The 18,071-nt window shown below is 65.6% G+C and carries 18 protein-coding genes; 14 read left to right on the top strand and 4 right to left on the bottom strand.

From position 1 onward, the window contains the following. The first annotated feature begins 15 nt into the window (after positions 1-15). From I6F33_RS21150 to I6F33_RS21125, 6 genes are all read left to right on the top strand, one after another. Entirely contained in the window at positions 16-204 is a 189-nt protein-coding gene (locus tag I6F33_RS21150; protein WP_036005903.1) for a hypothetical protein, read from the top strand. A gap of 16 nt (positions 205-220) precedes the next feature. Then, positions 221-982: a hypothetical protein gene (locus I6F33_RS21145; protein WP_225144050.1), complete on the top strand. Its 762-nt coding sequence runs from the start codon at positions 221-223 to the stop codon at positions 980-982. Between the two features lie 213 nt (positions 983-1,195). Continuing rightward, positions 1,196-4,612, top strand: coding sequence for a CHAT domain-containing protein (locus tag I6F33_RS21140; RefSeq protein WP_225144049.1), 3,417 nt, complete (start codon positions 1,196-1,198; stop codon positions 4,610-4,612). Positions 4,613-4,636: 24 nt separating this feature from the next. Continuing rightward, the gene (locus I6F33_RS21135) at positions 4,637-5,080 is read left to right on the top strand and encodes a hypothetical protein (RefSeq protein ID WP_225111717.1); all 444 of its coding nucleotides are present in this window, start codon (positions 4,637-4,639) and stop codon (positions 5,078-5,080) included. Between the two features lie 8 nt (positions 5,081-5,088). After that, positions 5,089-5,298, top strand: coding sequence for a hypothetical protein (locus I6F33_RS21130; RefSeq protein WP_157282439.1), 210 nt, complete (start codon positions 5,089-5,091; stop codon positions 5,296-5,298). Positions 5,299-5,300: 2 nt separating this feature from the next. Beyond that, the gene (locus tag I6F33_RS21125) at positions 5,301-6,065 is read left to right on the top strand and encodes a hypothetical protein (RefSeq protein ID WP_225144048.1); all 765 of its coding nucleotides are present in this window, start codon (positions 5,301-5,303) and stop codon (positions 6,063-6,065) included. A 35-nt stretch (positions 6,066-6,100) separates the two neighbouring features. Here the strand turns inward: I6F33_RS21125 and arsC are convergent, their stop codons facing one another. Genes arsC through I6F33_RS21105 form a run of 4 tightly spaced genes read right to left on the bottom strand, consistent with a single transcriptional unit; the run spans position 6,101 to position 8,082 of the window. Further along, positions 6,101-6,502, bottom strand: a complete 402-nt coding sequence (arsC, locus tag I6F33_RS21120) for an arsenate reductase (glutaredoxin) (RefSeq protein ID WP_036005892.1) — start codon at positions 6,500-6,502, stop codon at positions 6,101-6,103. Continuing rightward, entirely contained in the window at positions 6,499-7,200 is a 702-nt protein-coding gene (locus I6F33_RS21115) for an MIP/aquaporin family protein (RefSeq protein ID WP_036005890.1), read from the bottom strand. Before I6F33_RS21115 ends, arsC begins: the two co-directional genes overlap by 4 nt. Continuing rightward, positions 7,200-7,727 (bottom strand): arsenate reductase ArsC, encoded by a 528-nt coding sequence (locus I6F33_RS21110; RefSeq protein ID WP_225144047.1) that lies wholly within the window; start codon positions 7,725-7,727, stop codon positions 7,200-7,202. The genes I6F33_RS21115 and I6F33_RS21110 overlap by 1 nt, the downstream gene beginning before the upstream one ends. After that, positions 7,720-8,082, bottom strand: a complete 363-nt coding sequence (locus I6F33_RS21105) for a helix-turn-helix transcriptional regulator (RefSeq protein ID WP_225144046.1) — start codon at positions 8,080-8,082, stop codon at positions 7,720-7,722. Before I6F33_RS21105 ends, I6F33_RS21110 begins: the two co-directional genes overlap by 8 nt. A gap of 130 nt (positions 8,083-8,212) precedes the next feature. Here I6F33_RS21105 and I6F33_RS21100 point away from each other — a divergent pair, with 130 nt between their 5' ends. The 8 genes from I6F33_RS21100 to I6F33_RS21065 all read left to right on the top strand — a co-directional run bounded on the left by I6F33_RS21100 (position 8,213) and on the right by I6F33_RS21065 (position 18,049). Further along, the gene (locus I6F33_RS21100; RefSeq protein ID WP_036005951.1) at positions 8,213-8,530 is read left to right on the top strand and encodes a helix-turn-helix transcriptional regulator; all 318 of its coding nucleotides are present in this window, start codon (positions 8,213-8,215) and stop codon (positions 8,528-8,530) included. A gap of 48 nt (positions 8,531-8,578) precedes the next feature. Continuing rightward, positions 8,579-9,940, top strand: coding sequence for an NAD(P)-binding domain-containing protein (locus tag I6F33_RS21095; protein ID WP_225144045.1), 1,362 nt, complete (start codon positions 8,579-8,581; stop codon positions 9,938-9,940). Further along, positions 9,925-11,112, top strand: a complete 1,188-nt coding sequence (locus I6F33_RS21090) for an MFS transporter (protein ID WP_225144044.1) — start codon at positions 9,925-9,927, stop codon at positions 11,110-11,112. Before I6F33_RS21095 ends, I6F33_RS21090 begins: the two co-directional genes overlap by 16 nt. A gap of 60 nt (positions 11,113-11,172) precedes the next feature. Further along, positions 11,173-12,360, top strand: a complete 1,188-nt coding sequence (locus I6F33_RS21085) for an MFS transporter (RefSeq protein WP_225144069.1) — start codon at positions 11,173-11,175, stop codon at positions 12,358-12,360. Between the two features lie 51 nt (positions 12,361-12,411). After that, positions 12,412-12,873: a hypothetical protein gene (locus I6F33_RS21080; RefSeq protein WP_346657210.1), complete on the top strand. Its 462-nt coding sequence runs from the start codon at positions 12,412-12,414 to the stop codon at positions 12,871-12,873. A gap of 93 nt (positions 12,874-12,966) precedes the next feature. Continuing rightward, complete coding sequence (locus I6F33_RS21075; RefSeq protein WP_036023200.1) at positions 12,967-13,359, top strand: FixH family protein; 393 nt, start codon at positions 12,967-12,969, stop codon at positions 13,357-13,359. Between the two features lie 80 nt (positions 13,360-13,439). Further along, complete coding sequence (locus I6F33_RS21070; protein ID WP_225144043.1) at positions 13,440-14,861, top strand: efflux RND transporter periplasmic adaptor subunit; 1,422 nt, start codon at positions 13,440-13,442, stop codon at positions 14,859-14,861. Next, complete coding sequence (locus I6F33_RS21065; protein WP_225144042.1) at positions 14,858-18,049, top strand: efflux RND transporter permease subunit; 3,192 nt, start codon at positions 14,858-14,860, stop codon at positions 18,047-18,049. Before I6F33_RS21070 ends, I6F33_RS21065 begins: the two co-directional genes overlap by 4 nt. The last annotated feature ends 22 nt before the right edge of the window (positions 18,050-18,071 follow it).

Genomic DNA, 18,071 nt, shown 5'->3' with positions numbered 1-18,071 from the left:
TTGAAGAGAGCTGACATGGGGACCATCATCGAATTTCCGGCCGGTCGCCGGGTGGGCTCGTCCGGGGATGTCGCTCCGCGCGCGGACATGGGAACGGTTCTGATCCTTCCCGTGATTCGAATCGAGCGCGAGGCGGACGAAACCAGCGGCGATCGCGGACCGGAGCAGGGCACAGCGCCGGGGCGCCGTCGTCGCCGCCGCTGACATCCGGCTTCATGCAATGCCGGACGTCATCCACCAGATCCGGCCTGTCCTATCGGCCGTCCTGCTCACGCTGCTAGGCGCGTTGCTCGCGGCGTGTAGCGGCGGCGACTTCGGCCGCACCCGCGAGAGCATGCGCAGCGACGACATGCATCGCTGGCTCGGTGCGGAGGTCACCTCCAGCGTCGGCCTGAGACCATCGCAATTCCAGCTCACCGACGAAGAGCGCCAGCTTCGCGATCTCGCCTATCCCATGATCGAGCCGCCGCTGTCGCGCCCCGCATGGAAGAGCGTGTTCGGCGACTACAAGGCGCTGCCCTCGCCGTGGCGGCAGAAGGTCGTGTTCGACCGCACCATGTACGGGCGCACGCTGATCGACGAGCCGCACCGCTCGCATTCCTCGCGCTATGCGCAGCTGATCGAGGACGTGCGCAACGACATCACCCGCTTCGAGCCGTTCTTCGCATCCGCGATCCGCGTCATCGATCTCGACAGGAAGCGCGATGCCAGCATGGCGCGTGTCTCCGCGCTGTCGCCGAGGGAGAGGGACGACGCGGTCGCGCGCATGCAGGAGAACTCGCTGATCATCCAGTGGGTGCAGCAATGCCTGGAACAGCGCATCTCGTCCTATCGCTGGGCGCTGGAGCGCCTGGTGATCCAGGCCCCCGACGGCATGGCCGCCGATGCCGATCGCCTGATCGGCGAGCTCGCCGCCCAGACCGCCAATCCGCCGGTCCAGGGGCACCCGCCCTATGGTCGCGCGGTGGTCTCGAAGGGCTAAGCACGGGTCCTCAGCCCTTTGAGCGCGGCCGCCCCGCGGCCGATCGGCCCGATTCCCCGGGCCGCCTGACCGGTTCCACCGGAGTGCGCCGCCTGCCGCCGCCCACCTGGTTGAGGTTCTCCGGGAACCGCATTGATGGCCCTTGTCCTTCCGCGCCGGCCGGATAGGATCGCATCGTTTCTTCGAATTCATTTTATCCAAAGGTCCTTCGAGATGAGCTTAAACGCCGCGCATCCGCGCAAGAGCCGTCTGGACATTTCCTCGCGCCGCCTGTTGGCAGTTGCCATTCTGCTCGGATCGACTGGCTCCGCAGCCGCGCTGACCAAGGAAGCAGCGCTCGAGAATTGCCGGATGAAAGTCGGCAAGCCGATCGTGCAGGCCTGCATGCGCGCCGGCGGCGGACCTGCCGGAGGCGCAAATCTCGAAGCCTGCCGGGCAAAAGCAACGCCGCAGGTCAGGGCCTGTGTCATGGCGGCGCTCAATGCCGCCAATGGCCGCGCCAATGTCGCCGTCGAGCTTCCCAAGGAAACGGCGCCCAAGCTCGAGGCAGGCACGGCACTGCCGAAGGATTTCGTCGCCCCGCCGCGCAGCATCTCCGACATCACGGCGATCCTCGACGGCGACAAGCCCAACGAGAAGATGATCGCGGAATTGAAGTCGGAGGCCGACGCCGTGCCCACGGGCAAGGAGTCCCGCCAGGACCTCGCGCAGCTCTATTTCGATCGCGCCAATGCACGCGCGCAGCTCGGCCGGCTCGCCGAAGCGATGGCTGACGCCGACAAGGCCGTGGAGGTCGGGCGCGGCGCAGTCGGCCCGAATTTGCTGGGGCGCATGTTGCAGCTCCAGTCCCTGCAACACTCGCTCGCGGGCGATCCGAAGCGCGCGCTCGAGATCATGCAGAGACTTTTGCGCGAATCGGCCAGCATGCCGGGCGCCAAGGGATTTCAGTTCGTGACAAACCGCGGGATCGCGGTCGTTCTCATCCAGATGGGCGACCTCGCACAGGCCGAAGCCTATCTCCGCCGCACCCAGACCGCGATCCAGGAGGCCCGCACCAGCGGCCATCCCAATTGGCGTGCGGCCTATGCGAAGTTCGGCCAGAGCTGGGAAGGCGAGCTGGAGCTCACTCGCGCCGCGATCTTCGAGGCACGCGGACAGTTCGCCGATGCCGAGGCCGCCTATCGCACCGCCGAGCTGCGCAAGCGCGCAAGCACGAAGGCCATCATGGCGTCGGACAGTGCGCCGGCCGAGACCCTTCTGCTGCAGGCGATCGATGGCACCGTGTTGAGCCAGGCGCGCATGAAGGCGAAGCAGGGCAAGCTGGCCGAGGCCGAGGTGGATGCGCGCCGCGCGCTGCTGTCGCGCCTGAAGGATACCGGCAAGTACAATCCGGTCACGCCGCGCTTCGTCATGGGGATGGCGGGCATTTTGGTCGACCAGGGCCGCTACGAAGAGGCCGAGAAGCTCGGCCGTGTCGCCCTCGACATCAACAAGACGGTGGGTGTGCCCGAGGATTCGCAGGCGACGGTGCAGTTGCTGTCGCAGCTTGCGGGCATCCTGACGCTTCGCCGCCAGAACGCCGAAGCGGGCGAAATGTTTGCGAGGATAGAAAAGGCCGTCGCCGGCTGGGACCCGCAGCGCCGCCAGGTGTTCGAGCTCAATCCCTCTCGCATCCTGTCCCTCTATGATTCCGGGCAGCTGGACGCCGGCATTGCCGCCGCGGAGCAGCTCGTGAAGAGGCAGATCGCGCGGGTGGGGGAGAATCATTTCGACGCCGCCTCGGCACGCGGCACGCTGGCGGTCGGATTGATGCGCGCCCGCCGCGATGCCGACGCGATCAGGGAGTTCAAGGCCGCCATTCCGGTGATGATGGCGAGCGCCAACGATAACGCCGACGACGAGAACACGACCGTGGTGGCCGCGCGCAGCCAGCGGCTGCAGACCATCGTCGAGAGCTATCTGCTGCTGCTCGGCAGGGTGGAAGGAGGCGGCACCAATGTCGGCGAAGAGACATTCAGCCTGGCCGATGCCGTCCGCGGCCGCTCGGTGCAGCAGGCGCTGGCTGCCTCGAGTGCGCGTGCGGCGGCAAAGGATCCCGCGCTCGCCGAGCTCGTGCGCAAGGAGCAGGATCTGAGCAAGCAGGTCAACGCCCAGCTCGGTACGCTTAACAACGTGCTCGCGCTTCCCGCAGCGGAACGCGACGAGAAAGGCGTGCAGCAGATACAGGCCTCGATCGCGGCGTTGCGCGGCCAGCGCGACAAGGCGCGCCAGGAGATCAAGCAGAAATTCCCGATCTATGCCGATCTCGTCTCGCCCAGGCCGCCGAGCGTCGCCGAGATCCGCGCGACGCTGACCGACGGCGAGGCCATGCTGTCGTTCTATTTCGGCCAGAACGGCAGCTTCGTCTGGGCCGTGCCGAAGTCGGGGCCGGTGGCATTCGCCGCCGTCCAGGCCAGGATCGGCGACATCGAGAGCAAGATCCGCAAGCTGCGCGAGGCGCTCGAGCCGCAGGCGGCGATGATCTCGGACATTCCACCGTTCGATCTCAAGCTCGGCCATGAGTTGTACGAGCTGCTGCTCAAGCCGGTCGAGAGCGGCTGGAAGCCGGCCAAGAACCTGATCGTTGTCACCAACGGTGCGCTGGGCCTGCTGCCGCTCGCCTTGTTGCCGACGGCACCGGCGGAGGTGGCCGCCGACGAAGACCCGCTCTTCGTCGGTTATCGCAACGTGCCGTGGCTGGCGCGAACCCATGCCGTGTCGACGGTGCCGTCGGCGGCGGCGCTGCGCACGCTGCGGCAGTTGCCGCCCGGCAAGCCCGGCCGCGGCGACCTCGTAGCGTTCGGCGATCCCTATTTCAACAGCGATCAGCACGCCGAGGCGGAAGGCACGGGTGAGAAGATTCAGCTGGCCGATGCCGGCGGCAACATCACGCGCGGCGGGCCGCTGAAGCGGCGCAACAGTCCCAAGCTCGACGGCGTCGATAGCGCCGAACTCGGTCTGTTGCCCCGTTTGCCCGACACCGCGGACGAGTTGAAGTCGATCGCGCTGGCCTTGCAGGCGGATCCCTCGAAGGTGCTGTTCCTCGGCAAGAGCGCGACCGAGAGCGCGGTGAAGACGATGAATCTCTCCGGCTTCAGGATCCTGGCCTTTGCGACCCACGGTCTAGTCCCGGGCGAACTCAACGGGCTGACGCAGCCGGCGCTCGCTCTGTCGTCGCCGGTGGTGACGGGCGAGGGCGGCGACGGACTGCTGACGATGGAAGAGATTCTCGGTCTCAAGCTCGATGCGGACTGGGTCGTCCTGTCGGCCTGCAATACCGGCGCCGGCGCAGGCGCAGGGGCCGAGGCGGCCTCCGGGTTGGGCCGCGCGTTCTTCTACGCCGGCACGCGCGCCCTGCTGGTGACGAACTGGTCGGTGCACTCCCAGTCGGCGCGGCAATTGGTGACGGACCTGTTCAAGCGGCAGGCCGACGATCCCAAGCTGTCGCGCAGCGAAGCGCTGCGCCAGGCGACGATGGCTCTTGTCGATGGTCCCGGCTATCTCAACAGCGAGGGCAAGACCGAGTTTGCCTATGCGCATCCGCTGTTCTGGGCGCCTTACACGATCATCGGCGATGGCGGCTTTCGTTGACGAATGGGAAAGGGGGCAAGGAAAATGAAGCGGAATGCTCTACTGGCTCTGGTGGTTGCGGGTCTGTTGGCCGCGGGATCCTCGCTCGCCGCGCCATTGATCACGGAAGAGGAGGCCAAGCTGCCGCCTCCCAAAGGCGCGGTCGCCGTCGATCAGCGCGGCATCATGCGCGGCCCGAAAATCGAGTTCGTCTCGCCGGGCGCTCCCGCGAATTCTCCTCTGCGGCTGGTGTTGAAATTCCAGTCCTATGGCGGGGCCAAGATCGATCCGGAATCGGTCAAGGTGATCTTCCTCCGAACGCCGAACGTCGACCTGACGCCTCGGGTCAAGCCCTTCGTGCAGCCAGATGGCATCAACATGCAAGATGCGGAGTTGCCGCCGGGCGAGTACACGATGCGTGTCGACATCAAGGACAGCGATGGCCGGCCGGGCACGACCGTCTTCACCCTGAAGGTTGCGCCCAAGTGAGCTCGCAGGTGAACTCGCAAGTGACGTGCCCCTACTGTCGGTCCGAAGGTGCCGAGGGTGCGCTGGTCTGCGCCTCGTGCGGGCGCGACATCGCCGTTCCCGCCACGTTGCTTGCCGAGCGCGACGATCTCTTGCGCAAGCGCGAGGATCTGCGCGATGAACTGAAGCGGGCCAGAGGCGAGATCGAAGCCATTATGAGGCGAGGGAAGTCGCGCTAGCGATGGAATGTCCGTTCTGCGCCGAGACGATCAAGGACGAAGCCATCGCGTGCAAGCATTGTTCGCGCGACTTGCGCGTCGTGCGACCGACGCTCCTCGAGATCGACGAGATCGTTGCCGAGCTGCACAAGCTCAGGCGGGATCTCGATCGCGTCAACGTCCGTCTCGAGCGCTACAACAATCCGCTGCGCTATTACGGAACGCATGCGGTGCTCTATGTGGTCATTCCAGCCCTGCTGCTGGTGATCGCGCACGTGCTCGTGACCATCACCTTCAACGTGTCCCCGATCCCGCTCCGGATTGCATCGATCGCCATACCGCTGCTGTTCGGCTTCGTGGCTTATCCGTTGCACCGGGTATCCGCCCTGACGGCGTTCCTGCTGGCGTTCCTGGCAGCGGCCGTCAGCGTCCTGTCAATGCTGACGGTTACGGGGATCCATGACCATGTTCCGATCCTTCCGACGATCTGGATCGAATGGCGTGAAGTGTTCGAATATGGCGCGAGCATCCTGCTCGCCTTCGTCTCCGGCAACATTCTCAGCGTCGTGATCTTCCAGATCCTGCCGCGTGTGCTGACGCAGGGAGGCAAGCCGAACGCTTTCGCATTCAGGGTGGCGCGGCTGCTCGGGCAGCATGTCGGCGAGGAACAGCTGCGCCGTCGTGCCCGCTTGATACAGGACCTCATGCAGACCGCGGGGCCGCTCGCCGGCGTTGCCGCGACCGGCGTCGGCTCGATCTATGCGGGATTGAAGGGCTTGCTGGGCTAGCTCGACTGCATCTGTCTCACGGCGCGCCTTCAGGCCTAGCGCGCTTCCACCACCTCGCCGTCCTCTTTCACGAACCGGCCAACCGGATTGTCCAGGAGATCGACCACGGCTTCCGACGGCCGGCACAAGCGCGTGCCCTTTGGCGTCACCACGATCGGCCGGTTGATGAGGATAGGGTGGGCGATCATGACATCGAGGAGCTGCTCATCGCTCCATTTGGGGTCGTCCAGGCCGAGCTCCTTGTAAGGCGTTCCCTTCTCGCGCAGCAGCGCGCGGACCGGAATGCCCATGCTCGCGATCAGTTCCTTGAGCTTGTCCCGCGAGGGTGGAGTCTTCAGATATTCGATGACATCAGGCTCGACGCCGCTCTGCCGGATCATCGCCAGCGTGTTGCGCGAGGTGCCACAGGCGGGATTGTGATAGATCGTGACGGTCATCGAACTGTCTCCGTGATTGCGACCGAGGCGGACGCGCGTGAGCGGCCGAGCAACCAGTTCATCAGCAGCATGCCCGCGAAGGCGCCGCAGAGTTCCGCGAGGATGAATCCGGGCAGGTCAGCGGGGCGAATGCCGGCGAACGTGTTCGTCAGCGACCTTGCGATGGCCACCGCAGGGTTGGCAAACGACGTGGAAGCCGTGAACCAATAGGCGGCCGTGATGTAAAGGCCGACCAGCCAGGGGATGGCCGTCCGCTGAAACCGGATGCCGGCCAGGATCGTCGCGACCAGCCCGAACGCAGCGACCGCTTCGGCGAACCATTGCGGCCCTCCGGTTCGGACCTTCGTCGAGAGGTCGAGCAGCGGCAGGCCGAACATCAGATGCGCCGCCAGCGTTCCCGCGATGCCGCCAGCGATCTGCGCGATCACGTAAAGCGCGGCCTCGTTGACCGGCAGCTCGCGCTTGCCTGTGAAGACGAGCGTCACTGCGGGATTGAAATGTGCGCCGGAGATCGGACCGAGCACCGTGATCAGGACAACCAGGATGGCCCCGGTCGGCAAGGTGTTGCAGAGCAGCGCAAGGGCGACGTCCTTGGTCAGCGTTTCCGCCATGATGCCGGAGCCGACCACGGTGGCGACGAGAATACCCGTGCCGAGCGCTTCAGCCGCGAGGCGCCGCGGGAGATCGAAACTGTCCATCAGCCGGCCTTCGGCGCCAAACCGGTTGCACCTTCGGAGCGGCCGATTTCGCGCAGCTTGATGCCGAGCGAAAGCTTGTCGATGCTCCTCAGCGGGAGGTTCACGAATGTAGCGATGCGGTTTCTCAGATAGCGAAACGCGGTGACGAATGCCGCCTGTTTCTCCAGTTCTGAACCCTCTGCCGCGGCAGGATCCTCGATGCCCCAATGTGCCGTCATCGGCTGGCCCGGCCAGATCGGACAGGACTCGCCCGCTGCGTTGTCGCAGACGGTGAAGACGAAATCCATCACCGGTGCATCCGGAGCGGCAAACTCCAGCCAGCTTTTCGAGCGCATTCCGTCGGTGGGATAGCCCGTCTGTTCCAGCGTGCGCAACGCCAGCGGATGAACTGCGCCTTTCGGGGCGCTGCCGGCGGAGAAGGACTGAAAGCGGCCGCCGCCGTCCTTGCGCAGGATCGACTCAGCCAAGATCGATCGCGCCGAGTTGCCGGTGCATAGGAACAAGACGTTAAACCTGTGATCAGACACGGCTTCGCTCCTTTCGTTTTGGCGAGCAGCACGATTGCAAGGTCTCGACGACGGGCTCGCAAACCTCCGGCCGTCCGCCGCAGCAATCGCGCAGCAGGAAGAGCGCGACGTCGCGGAATTCGTCGAGATTGGCGCGGTAGACGATCGAGCGACTGTGCCGCTCGGAGGACACGAGGCGGGCGCGGCTCAGAATCGACAGATGCGCCGACAGCGTGTTTTGCGGGACTTCCAACAGGCGGGCGAGATCGCCGGCCGCAAGACCCTCAGGCTCGTGCCTGACCAGCGTCCGGAACGCCTCCAGACGGGTCGGTTGAGACAGCGCGGCGAGCGCCAGGACGGCTTGCTCTGTTTCCATATATCCAGATTTATGGAATTATAGGGGGCAAGTCAATCTGGAAACCTCCGGTCCATGGAGTGAGCGGTAATTTCCAATATTCTAGAAATATGGTTTGACGATTGATGCGCACGGGCGCATCATGTCGCGCATGAAGATCGACGACGCAGCAGCACGCCTGGAAGCCTTGGGGAATCGGACCCGCCTGCAGATTTATCGCGCGCTGGTCCGGGCCGGGCACGCGGGCATGCCGGTCGGCCGCTTGCAGGACAAGCTGAAGATCCCGGCCTCGACGTTGTCGCACCACATCAAGACGCTGGTCTCGGTCGGATTAGTCAGTCAGATCAGGGAATCGACCACCCTGATCTGCCGCGCCAATTTCGACGCCATGCGCGGGCTGGTCGATTTCCTGGCCGCGGAGTGCTGTGCGGAAGAAGCGGGATGCAAGGCTGCGCAGACCGCAGCCTGACTCATTTGATCAGTTATTCCATAATTCTAGAAGGATGGAGAGTTCGGAATGGACAAGACGGTAGCCATCATCGGGGCGGGGCCGGTCGGCCTCGCGGCCGCCGCTCATGTGCTCGAACGCGGCATGTCCCCTGTCGTGCTCGAAGCCGGACCCGAGGCCGGGCATGCGGTACGGCAATGGCAGCACGTCCAGCTCTTCTCGCCGTGGGAATACAACGTCGACAAGGCCGCGGCGCGCCTGCTTGCGCCGACGGGATGGAATTCGCCGGATCCAAGCTCCTATCCGACCGGCGGCGAACTGATCGAGCGCTATCTCGCGCCGCTGGCAACGCGAACGCCGCTGCGCGAGACGATCCGGACCTCGAGCCGCGTCACGGCGATCAGCCGCGCCGGCTTCGACAAGGCGAAGACGAAGGGGCGGGACCAGGCGCCGTTCGAAATCCGCTACCAGAACGGCAAAGGCGACGAAGTGCTGCGCGCCGATACCGTCATCGACGTCTCCGGCACGTGGTTCTCGCCCAATCCCGCCGGCAGCAACGGTCTGCCGGCGCTCGGCGAACGCGAATGCGCCGGCCGCATCGCCTATGGCATGCCGGCCGTGCGCGGCTCCGCTCGCGACAGATATGCGGGCAAGACCGTAGCCGTGCTCGGTGCCGGCCATTCCGCGCTGGGCACGCTGATCGATCTCGCGCGGCTCGCCGAGGAGGCGCCCGGCACCAGGCCCGTTTGGCTGCTGCGCGGCGACGATCCGGCAAAGGCCTTTGGCGGCGGCCGCAACGACAAGCTTGCCGCGCGCGGCGAGCTGGGCGCAGCCTTCGCCGCGCTCGTGACTGCCGGAAAGATCGCGGTCGAGACCGGCTTCGCTGTCACTCGCATTTCGGAGCTCGAGGGCCGCCTCAGGATTTCGACAGGCGCCGGCGCGGCTGCGCGGAGTGTCGTTGCCGATGAGCTGGTGGTGTCGACCGGCTTCCGGCCCGATCTCTCGTTTCTGTCCGAGCTGCGGCTGCGGCTCGATCCGGCGATCGAGGCGCCCCTCGCGCTCGCGCCGCTCATCGACCCCAACGAGCATAGCTGCGGAACGGTGCGGCCTCACGGCGCGCGCGAGCTGGCGCATGATGAGCCGGGCTTTTATCTCGCCGGCATGAAATCCTACGGACGTGCGCCGACCTTCCTGATGATGACGGGATACGAGCAGGTCCGATCGATCGCCGCCGACATCGCCGGCGACAAGAAGGCCGCGGCACGGGTCGAGCTCGTGCTGCCGGAGACCGGCGTCTGCACCCGCGGCAGCGTGGCGTCCGCCGCCGCGGCGGGATGCTGCGGCGGTCCGGCCAAGGCCGAACCTTCGGCCTGCTGTGCCGCCGATGAATCCGTCAAGAAGGCGGGCGGTGCGGGGTGCGGCTGCTCATGAGTCGAGGCACTGCAGGCCCGCTCACCGTCGTCATCGCCCTCGGCACCGCGCAGACCATCGCGTGGGCGTCGAGCTACTATCTTCCTGCCATCCTGGCCGCGCCGATCGCGGGCGATCTCGGTCTTGCGCCGACTTACGTGTTCGGCGCGCTATCGGGAGCGCTCGTCATCTCCGGCCTGATTGGTCCGAGGGTTGGGCATGCCATCGATACGTTCGGTGGGCGCAGCATGCTTGCCGTCTCGAACCTCGTTTTCGCGGCTGGCTTGCTGCTGCTGTCCGCGGCCTATGGCATAGCGGTGCTGATCGCAGCCTGGATCCTGCTCGGCATCGGCATGGGCATGGGCCTCTATGAAGCCGCGTTCGCGACGCTTGCGCGCATTTACGGCGCCAATGCGCGACGAACGATCACCGGCATCACCCTGATCGCCGGTTTCGCCAGCACGCTCGGCTGGCCGCTCACGACTTGGCTCGCCACGGAGTACGGCTGGCGCGCGGCCTGCCAGCTTTGGGCGGTGATCCACATCAGCCTTGCCTTGCCGCTCAACCTTGCGCTGCCCCGTGCCGCTCCGTTGCATCAGGAGGCTGGACCGAGCACGGGCGCAAGCCAGCAATCCGGCGGACAGAGCGAAACCTTCGCAATGATATTGCTGGCGTACATGTTTGCGGCCGCAAGTTTTGTCAGCTCCGGAGTCTCGGCCATCCTGCCAACCATGCTGGTTGCGTTCGGCGCCACGCCGGCACAGGCGTTGCTGGCGGGAGCACTGGTCGGACCGGCGCAGGTCGGCGCCCGCCTTCTGGAAGCAGGATGGCTTGGCCGGTTTCATCCGCTGCTGTCGGCGCGGCTCGCCATGCTCATGAATCCGATCGGGGTGCTTGCGCTGGTCGCGGGCGGCCCTTTGCTCGCACCGCTCTTCACGGTGCTGTATGGCGCGGGCAACGGCATCATCACCATTGCCCGTGGTACGCTGCCGTTGGCGCTGTTTGGGCCGGTCGGGTTCGGTAGACGGGTCGGGATGATTTCGCTGCCTTCGAGGGCAACGGGCGCCTTCGCGCCGCTTGCGCTGGGACTGATGGTGGAGCATCTCGGCAGCAGCGCGCTCTGGATCGGCGCGCTGGCCTCGGTCTCTGCATTCTTCGCGCTTCTGCTGCTTCGTGGGGATCAGACGACATGAGTCGCTGTCCGATGGGAGGAGAACATTCGTAGCTTGCGCGGCTGGCCGCTGATTGCGGTGATGTGTATCGGCCAGCTCGGCAATCTGCTGCCGCACGTGACGTTGTCCGCGAATTTGGCCCAGCATCTGATGCCGGTGTGGGGATTGTCCGCCGCCGAAGGCGGGATGATGGCGAGCGGCTACGCGTTTGGCTACATGCTGGCGGTGCCCGTGCTGACGACACTGACCGATCGCATCGACGCACGGCTCGTGCTCCTCGGCGGCTCTGTCGTCAGCGGACTTGCGACCGTCGCGTTTGGCATCTTCGCGCAAGGCTTCTGGTCGGGGACCATCATCTGGTCGCTCGCCGGCCTTGGTTTTGCCGGTGCCTACATGCCGGGGCTCAAGGCACTGACGGACCGGCTGCCCGCCGGCGACACCTCGCGGGCGGTCACGCTCTACACGTCGAGCTTCTCGGTGGGCGTCGGCCTGTCGTTCCTGATCGCCCAAGTCCTCGCCGACGGCTGGGGATGGCGGACCGCGTTCTACGTGACCGGCATCGGTCCCATCGCGATGGTGGTCGCGTGTCTCTTGATCGAGAGCCGCAGTCCCGCTCCAAGATCAGGACGCCTTTTGAACTTTGCGCCCGTCTTGGCCAACCGCAAGGCGCTCGGTTACATCTTCGGCTACGGCGCGCACTGCTTCGAGCTCTACGGCATTCGCACCTGGCTGGTCGGGTTCTGGACCTACGTCGTCGCGCATCAGGGTGCGCCCTCATGGCTGAGCCCGGTCCTGATGAGCTTCTGCTTTGCAGTGATCTCCATGCCGGCCAGCATCCTCGGCAACGAGGCCGCACTGAAATTCGGGCGACATCGGGCGATCACGGTGGTGATGATCGCCTCGGCTTGCGTTGCCCTCGTCATCGGCCTGAATGCGACGGCTCCAGCATGGGTGCTGGCGCTGCTGCTGATGATCTATGGCCTGACAGTGACAGCGGATTCCGGTGCATTGACAGCCGGGATGTCGGCCGCGGCTGTCTCGGAGCATCGCGGGGCGACTCTCGCCCTGCATTCGACCGTCGGGTTCGGCCTATCGGCGATCGGAGCCTGGGGAACCGGGGTTGCTCTCGATGCCGCTGGCGGCCCCCAGAGTGCAGAGGGCTGGTTGCTGGCCTTCATCGTGCTCGCGGCCGGGATCGCGCTCGGCCCGCTCGCCTTGCTATGGTCGCGGACGGCTCGGTCCGACGAGCTGGTATCGAAGTCGCGATAGGCGAGGCAGGATGCGGGCGGTCGGCCTGACAGGCCTCGGAGCCTGTCACGAATGCTTGACTTTGATCAAAGAATGCATTCGGCCGCAGACTATGCTACTGAGGCTGCGTTGCGGTTCCAAAAGGTATCCAAAAGGTTAAAAGCACGTTTCATGCGGATCGTTCGGACCATCCTGGCATTCGCCATCGCCATCTCCCTGGCGATGCTGCCGGCTGGCGCGTCCGCTTCCGGCGTCGCGATGTCGTCGGGTGACATGAAGGCGGCCATGCAGGTCGGCGGCGACGACGATATGTCGGTGCACGATTGTTGTCCCGACATGAAGGGAACGGGCTCCGACACCGGCTACCAATGCGGGATGGGCTTCTGCTGTGTCGGCGGCACCGTCGCACTGGCAGACATTCGTCCCCTGGCGTTCGAATTCCTTGCCGTCGCGGCAGCGGAAACCGCTATTCCTGCCGATCAGGTCGTCGACTCGCGCGGCGGCAGTCCTCCCTTCCGGCCTCCTCGAATCTGATCTCTCAAGACGCGCGCGGGCACGCCCCGCGCGGCGATGACTGATGTGCGCATTCATGCGTCGCGGTCGAGATCAATTCATGAGGACAGGACAATGCTTTCCAAGTTCAGCACCGCGGCTGTTGCCGCCACCCTTTCGCTCGCCGCTTCAGTCGCCTTGGCGGGTGCCGGCGATTACGCTTTCGAGCCGGTCAATCCCGAGATGAAGAAGGGCGACGACGTCACGCTCGCCGTTCGCCTGACCAACAAGCAGACCGGCAAGCCGGTGCCCGACGCCGTCATCTTCAAGACGCGCGTCGACATGGCTCCGGACGGCATGGCCGAGATGGAATCGGCGGTCGCGCCACTGCCCTCCAAGGAGCCGGGCGTCTACGCCTTCAGGACGGACCTGCCGATGGCCGGCCGCTATCAGGTCACGCTCTCGGCGAAGGTGCAGGGCGAGCCTGAGACGGTCACCGGCAAGGTCATCGTCAAGGCGACCAAGTGAGCTTTCGGGCGTCGTCGGACGGCGCCCGAACTTCTCTTTCCCATTCACATGGACGCGCGCTCCGAGCGCGCGAAACAACCATGAAGACGTTGCGTCTCTTGACGACTCTCGCTCTCGGCAGTGGTCTCGCCCTTGGCGCGTACTGGTTCTCGAACGAGGGGCGCTGGTCGGTCCATGCCGAGGTGACCCCGGCTGCGGCGCCAGCGGACCGGACTCCGCTCTACTATCGCGATCCGACCGGCGCGCCGCTTTGGTCCGCCGGGCCAAAGAAGGACGACCGCGGGCGGGACTATCTGCCGGTCTACGATGACGACAAGGCCGCCCAGGCAGAGCCGAAGCCACCGCAGGCGGCTTCATCGCGAAAAATCCTCTACTACCGCAATCCGATGGGGTTGCCCGACACCTCGCCGGTGCCGAAGAAGGACCCGATGGGGATGAACTATATCCCCGTCTACGAAGGCGACGACGCCGATGACGGCACGGTGAAACTGTCGCCCGGCAAGATCCAGCGCAGCGGCGTGAAGTCCGAGCCGGTGGCGCGGCGATCGGTCCAGGTCCTGGTCAAGGCGCCCGGTACGATCCAACTAGACGAGCGCCGCGTCTCGGTGATCGCGATGCGGGCCGAGAGCTTCGTGCAGAAGATCGCGGACGTCACCACCGGCTCCCGCGTCAAGGCGGGCCAGCCGCTGATGGAGATCTACAGCTCGGCGGTCGCCTCCGCGGCGGCCGACTATCTTGCGACCATCACCTCCAAGACCGTCGGCGGGGTCGAGATCTACGGCCGCGGCTCGCGGCAACGGCTGATCAATCTCGACGTCCCCGAGCGGGTGATCGCCGAGATGGAGAGAACGCGTGTCGCGCCCGTCACCATCCATTGGTCGGCGCCGCGCGACGGGATCGTGCTCGAGCGCAACGCGATCGAAGGCATGCGCGCCAATCCCGGCGACGTGCTGTTCCGCATCGCCGACACCTCGCTGGTCTGGGCGCTGGTCGACGTCGCCGAGCGCGATCTCGGCAACATCGCGGTCGGGCAGTCCGTCGCGGTGCGCGCGCGCAGCTTCCCCGGCCGAAGCTTCACCGGCAAGATCGCGGTGATCTATCCGCAGGTGAACCGCGAAACCCGGACGGTTCGCGTCCGCATCGAGCTCGCCAATCCCGAAGCGTTGCTGCTGCCGGACATGTATGTCGATGCCGACGTCGACACGGCCGATAGCGCGCTTGTCCTGACGATCCAGGACAGCGCGGTGCTCGACACCGGCACGCGGCAGGCCGTCCTCGTCGACAAGGGGGACGGGCGCTTCGAGCCGCGGGAAGTGAAGCTCGGCCGGCGCGGCGGCGGCTTTATCGAGGTGCGCGACGGCCTTGCCGAAGGCGAAGCGGTGGTCACATCCGCCAACTTCCTGATCGATGCGGAAAGCAATCTGAAGGCCGCGCTCAAAGGCTTTGCCGAGGCTGCGCCTCAAGCCTCCGACGCCGGCCATGCGACGGGAGAGCACAAATGATCGCCCGCATCATCGCCTGGTCGGCGCGCAACCTGCTGCTGGTGCTGTTCGGCACCGGCTTTGCGGCGGCCGCCGGCTTCTACGCGCTGCTTCATCTCCCGCTGGATGCGATCCCCGACCTCTCGGACACCCAGGTCATCGTCTACACCGAATATCCCGGCCAGGCGCCGCAGGTGATCGAGGACCAGGTCACCTATCCCTTGACGACGGCGATGCTGACCGTGCCGAAATCGAAGGTGGTGCGCGGCTTCTCCTTCTTCGGCGTGTCGTTCGTCTACGTGATCTTCGAGGACGGCACCGACATCTATTGGGCGCGCTCGCGCGTGATGGAGTTCCTGAACGGCGCCACGTCTCGGCTTCCCGTCGGCGTCACCCCGACCATCGGGCCCGATGCGACCGGCGTCGGCTGGGTCTATCAATACGCCGTGATGTCGAAAGAATTGAACCTCGCCGACACGCGCACGATCCAGGACTGGAATCTGAAATTCGCGCTCGCCAAGGCCGAAGGCGTGGCCGAGGTCGCCAGCATCGGCGGCTTCGTCAAGCAGTACAACGTGGTGCTCGACCCGCAGCGCATGCGCGACCGCGGCATCAGCATGCAGAAGATCCGGGAGGCGATCCGTGCCAGCAATGCCGACGTCGGCGGCCGCACGGTCGAGCTGTCGGAGTTCGAATACGTCATTCGCGGCAAGGGCTACATCAAGAGCATCAACGATCTCGGCAACATCGTCCTGAAGACCAGCAACGGCACGCCGGTGCTGCTGCGGGACGTCGCCAATGTCGAGCTCGGACCCGACGAGCGGCGCGGCATTGCGGAGCTGAACGGCGAGGGCGAGGTCGCAAGCGGCATCGTGCTGCAGCGCTTCGGCGTCAACGCGCTCGACGTCATCGAAAACGTCAGGAAGCGTTTCAAGGAGATTGCGAGCAGCCTGCCGAAATCGGTCGAGATCGTCCCGGTCTACGACCGCTCGGGCCTGATCTATTCGGCGATCGACACGCTCAAGCACACGCTGTTCGAGGAGAGTATCGTCGTCGCGCTCGTCTGCATCGTGTTCCTGCTCCATGTCCGCAGCGCGCTGGTCGCGATCTTGATGCTGCCGGTCGGCGTGCTGATGGCGTTCGGCGCCATGAAGCTGCTGGGCCTGGGATCCAACATCATGAGCCTCGGCGGCATCGCGATCGCGATCGGCGCCATGGTGGATGCCGCGATCGTCATGATCGAGAACGCGCACAAGCACCTTGAGCGCGCCGAGCCCGGTCAGTCGCGCGTCCAGATCCTGATCGACGCGGCATCCGAGGTCGGGCCGGCACTGTTCTTCAGCCTGCTCATCATCACTGTCTCGTTCATGCCGATCTTCACGCTGGAATCGCAGGAGGGGCGGCTGTTCAGCCCGCTGGCGTTCACGAAGACCTTCGCGATGGCGGCCGCGGCCCTGTTGTCCGTCACGCTGGTGCCGGCGCTGATGGTGATCTTCGTCCGCGGCAGGATCGTGCCGGAGAGGAAAAACGTCATCAACCGCTTCCTGATCTTTATCTACCGCCCGGTCATCAAGGGCGTGCTGCGCGCCAAGACGCCGGTGATCCTGGCTTCGCTGGTCGTGCTCGCCGTTACGATCTGGCCGGCGCGGCAGCTCGGCACCGAGTTCATGCCGACGCTGAACGAGGGCACGCTGCTCTACATGCCGACGACGCTGCCCGGCATCTCCGTCACCAAGGCGGCCGAGCTGATGCAGACGCAGGACCGCATCATCAAGTCTTTTCCGGAGGTCGAATCGGTCTACGGCAAGGCGGGACGGGCGGCGACCGCGACCGATCCGGCCCCGACCGAGATGTTCGAGACGGTGGTCAGCCTGAAGCCAAAGGAGCTTTGGCGGGAAGGCGTCACCATCGACGGCCTGATCGCGGAAATGGACAAGGCGCTGCAGTTTCCGGGCGTCTCCAACGCCTGGACTATGCCGATCAAGGCGCGCATCGACATGCTGTCCACCGGCATCCGCACCCCCGTTGGCGTCAAGGTGATGGGCACCGACCTCGTCGAGATCGACCGGCTGGCGAAGCAGGTCGAACGGGTGATCAAGACGGTGCCGGGCACCTCATCGGCCTATGCCGAGCGCGGCATCGGCGGCTACTATCTCGAGATCGTCCCGGATCGCGAGGCGCTCGCCCGCTATGGCATCCTGATCCAGGATGTTCAGGACACCATCGCGGCGGCGCTCGGCGGCCAGACCGTCACGACGACGGTGGAGGGGCGGCAGCGGTTCACGGTGAACATGCGCTATCCGCGCGACCTGCGCGACAATCCCAAGGCGATCGCCAGCGATATCCTGGTGCCGATGCCCGCAGGCGGCGCGGTGCCGCTCGGCGAGGTCGCGAAGGTCGAGCCGGCGCGGGGGCCGACCTCGATCCGGACCGAGAACGGCCAGCTCGCGACCTACGTCTACGTCGACATCCGCGATCGCGACATCGGCAGCTACGTCGCCGATGCGCAACGCGCCGTGACTGACAGCATCCAGTTCCCATCAGGATATTACGTGGTCTGGAGCGGTCAGTACGAATATCTCCAGCGCGCCGCGGCGCGCCTGAAGATCGTGGTGCCGGTGACGCTGACGATCATTTTCCTGCTGCTGTACCTGAATTTCAGGGCCATGACCGAAACCCTGATCGTGATGCTGTCGCTGCCCTTCGCGCTGGTCGGCGGCATCTGGATGATGTGGTGGCTCGGCTTCAACATGTCGGTCGCCGTCGCCGTCGGCTTCATCGCGCTTGCCGGCGTCGCCGCCGAGACCGGCGTCGTGATGCTGATCTATCTCGAGCATGCCCTGGCCGAGATCAAGGCGACGTGCAGCGCCGAGGGCAGGGGCCTCACCCGGCAGGATCTCCACGAGGCGATCATGGTGGGCGCGGTCGAGCGCGTCCGTCCCAAGATGATGACGGTCGTCGCCATCATGGCGGGCCTGCTGCCGATCATGTGGAGCACCGGAACCGGGTCGGAGATCATGCAACGAATCGCGGTGCCGATGATTGGCGGCATGATATCGTCGACGCTGCTGACGCTGATCGTGATCCCGGCGATCTTCGGGTTGGTGAAGGGTGTCCGCCTGCCGCCCAAGCGCGAGGACAGAGGACAACCGGCTGAGATGCCCAAGCCGATCGGCGCCAGATTGCGCGTCGTGGAGCCGGCCGGATGAGGCGAGCCGTGACGCACGATCA

Source organism: Bradyrhizobium sp. BRP20 (assembly GCF_020194215.1).
Classification (GTDB): Bacteria; Pseudomonadota; Alphaproteobacteria; order Rhizobiales; family Xanthobacteraceae; genus Bradyrhizobium; species Bradyrhizobium yuanmingense.
Note: the sequence above shows the minus strand (reverse complement) of the source record. Positions and strands in the feature narration are given on the sequence as shown.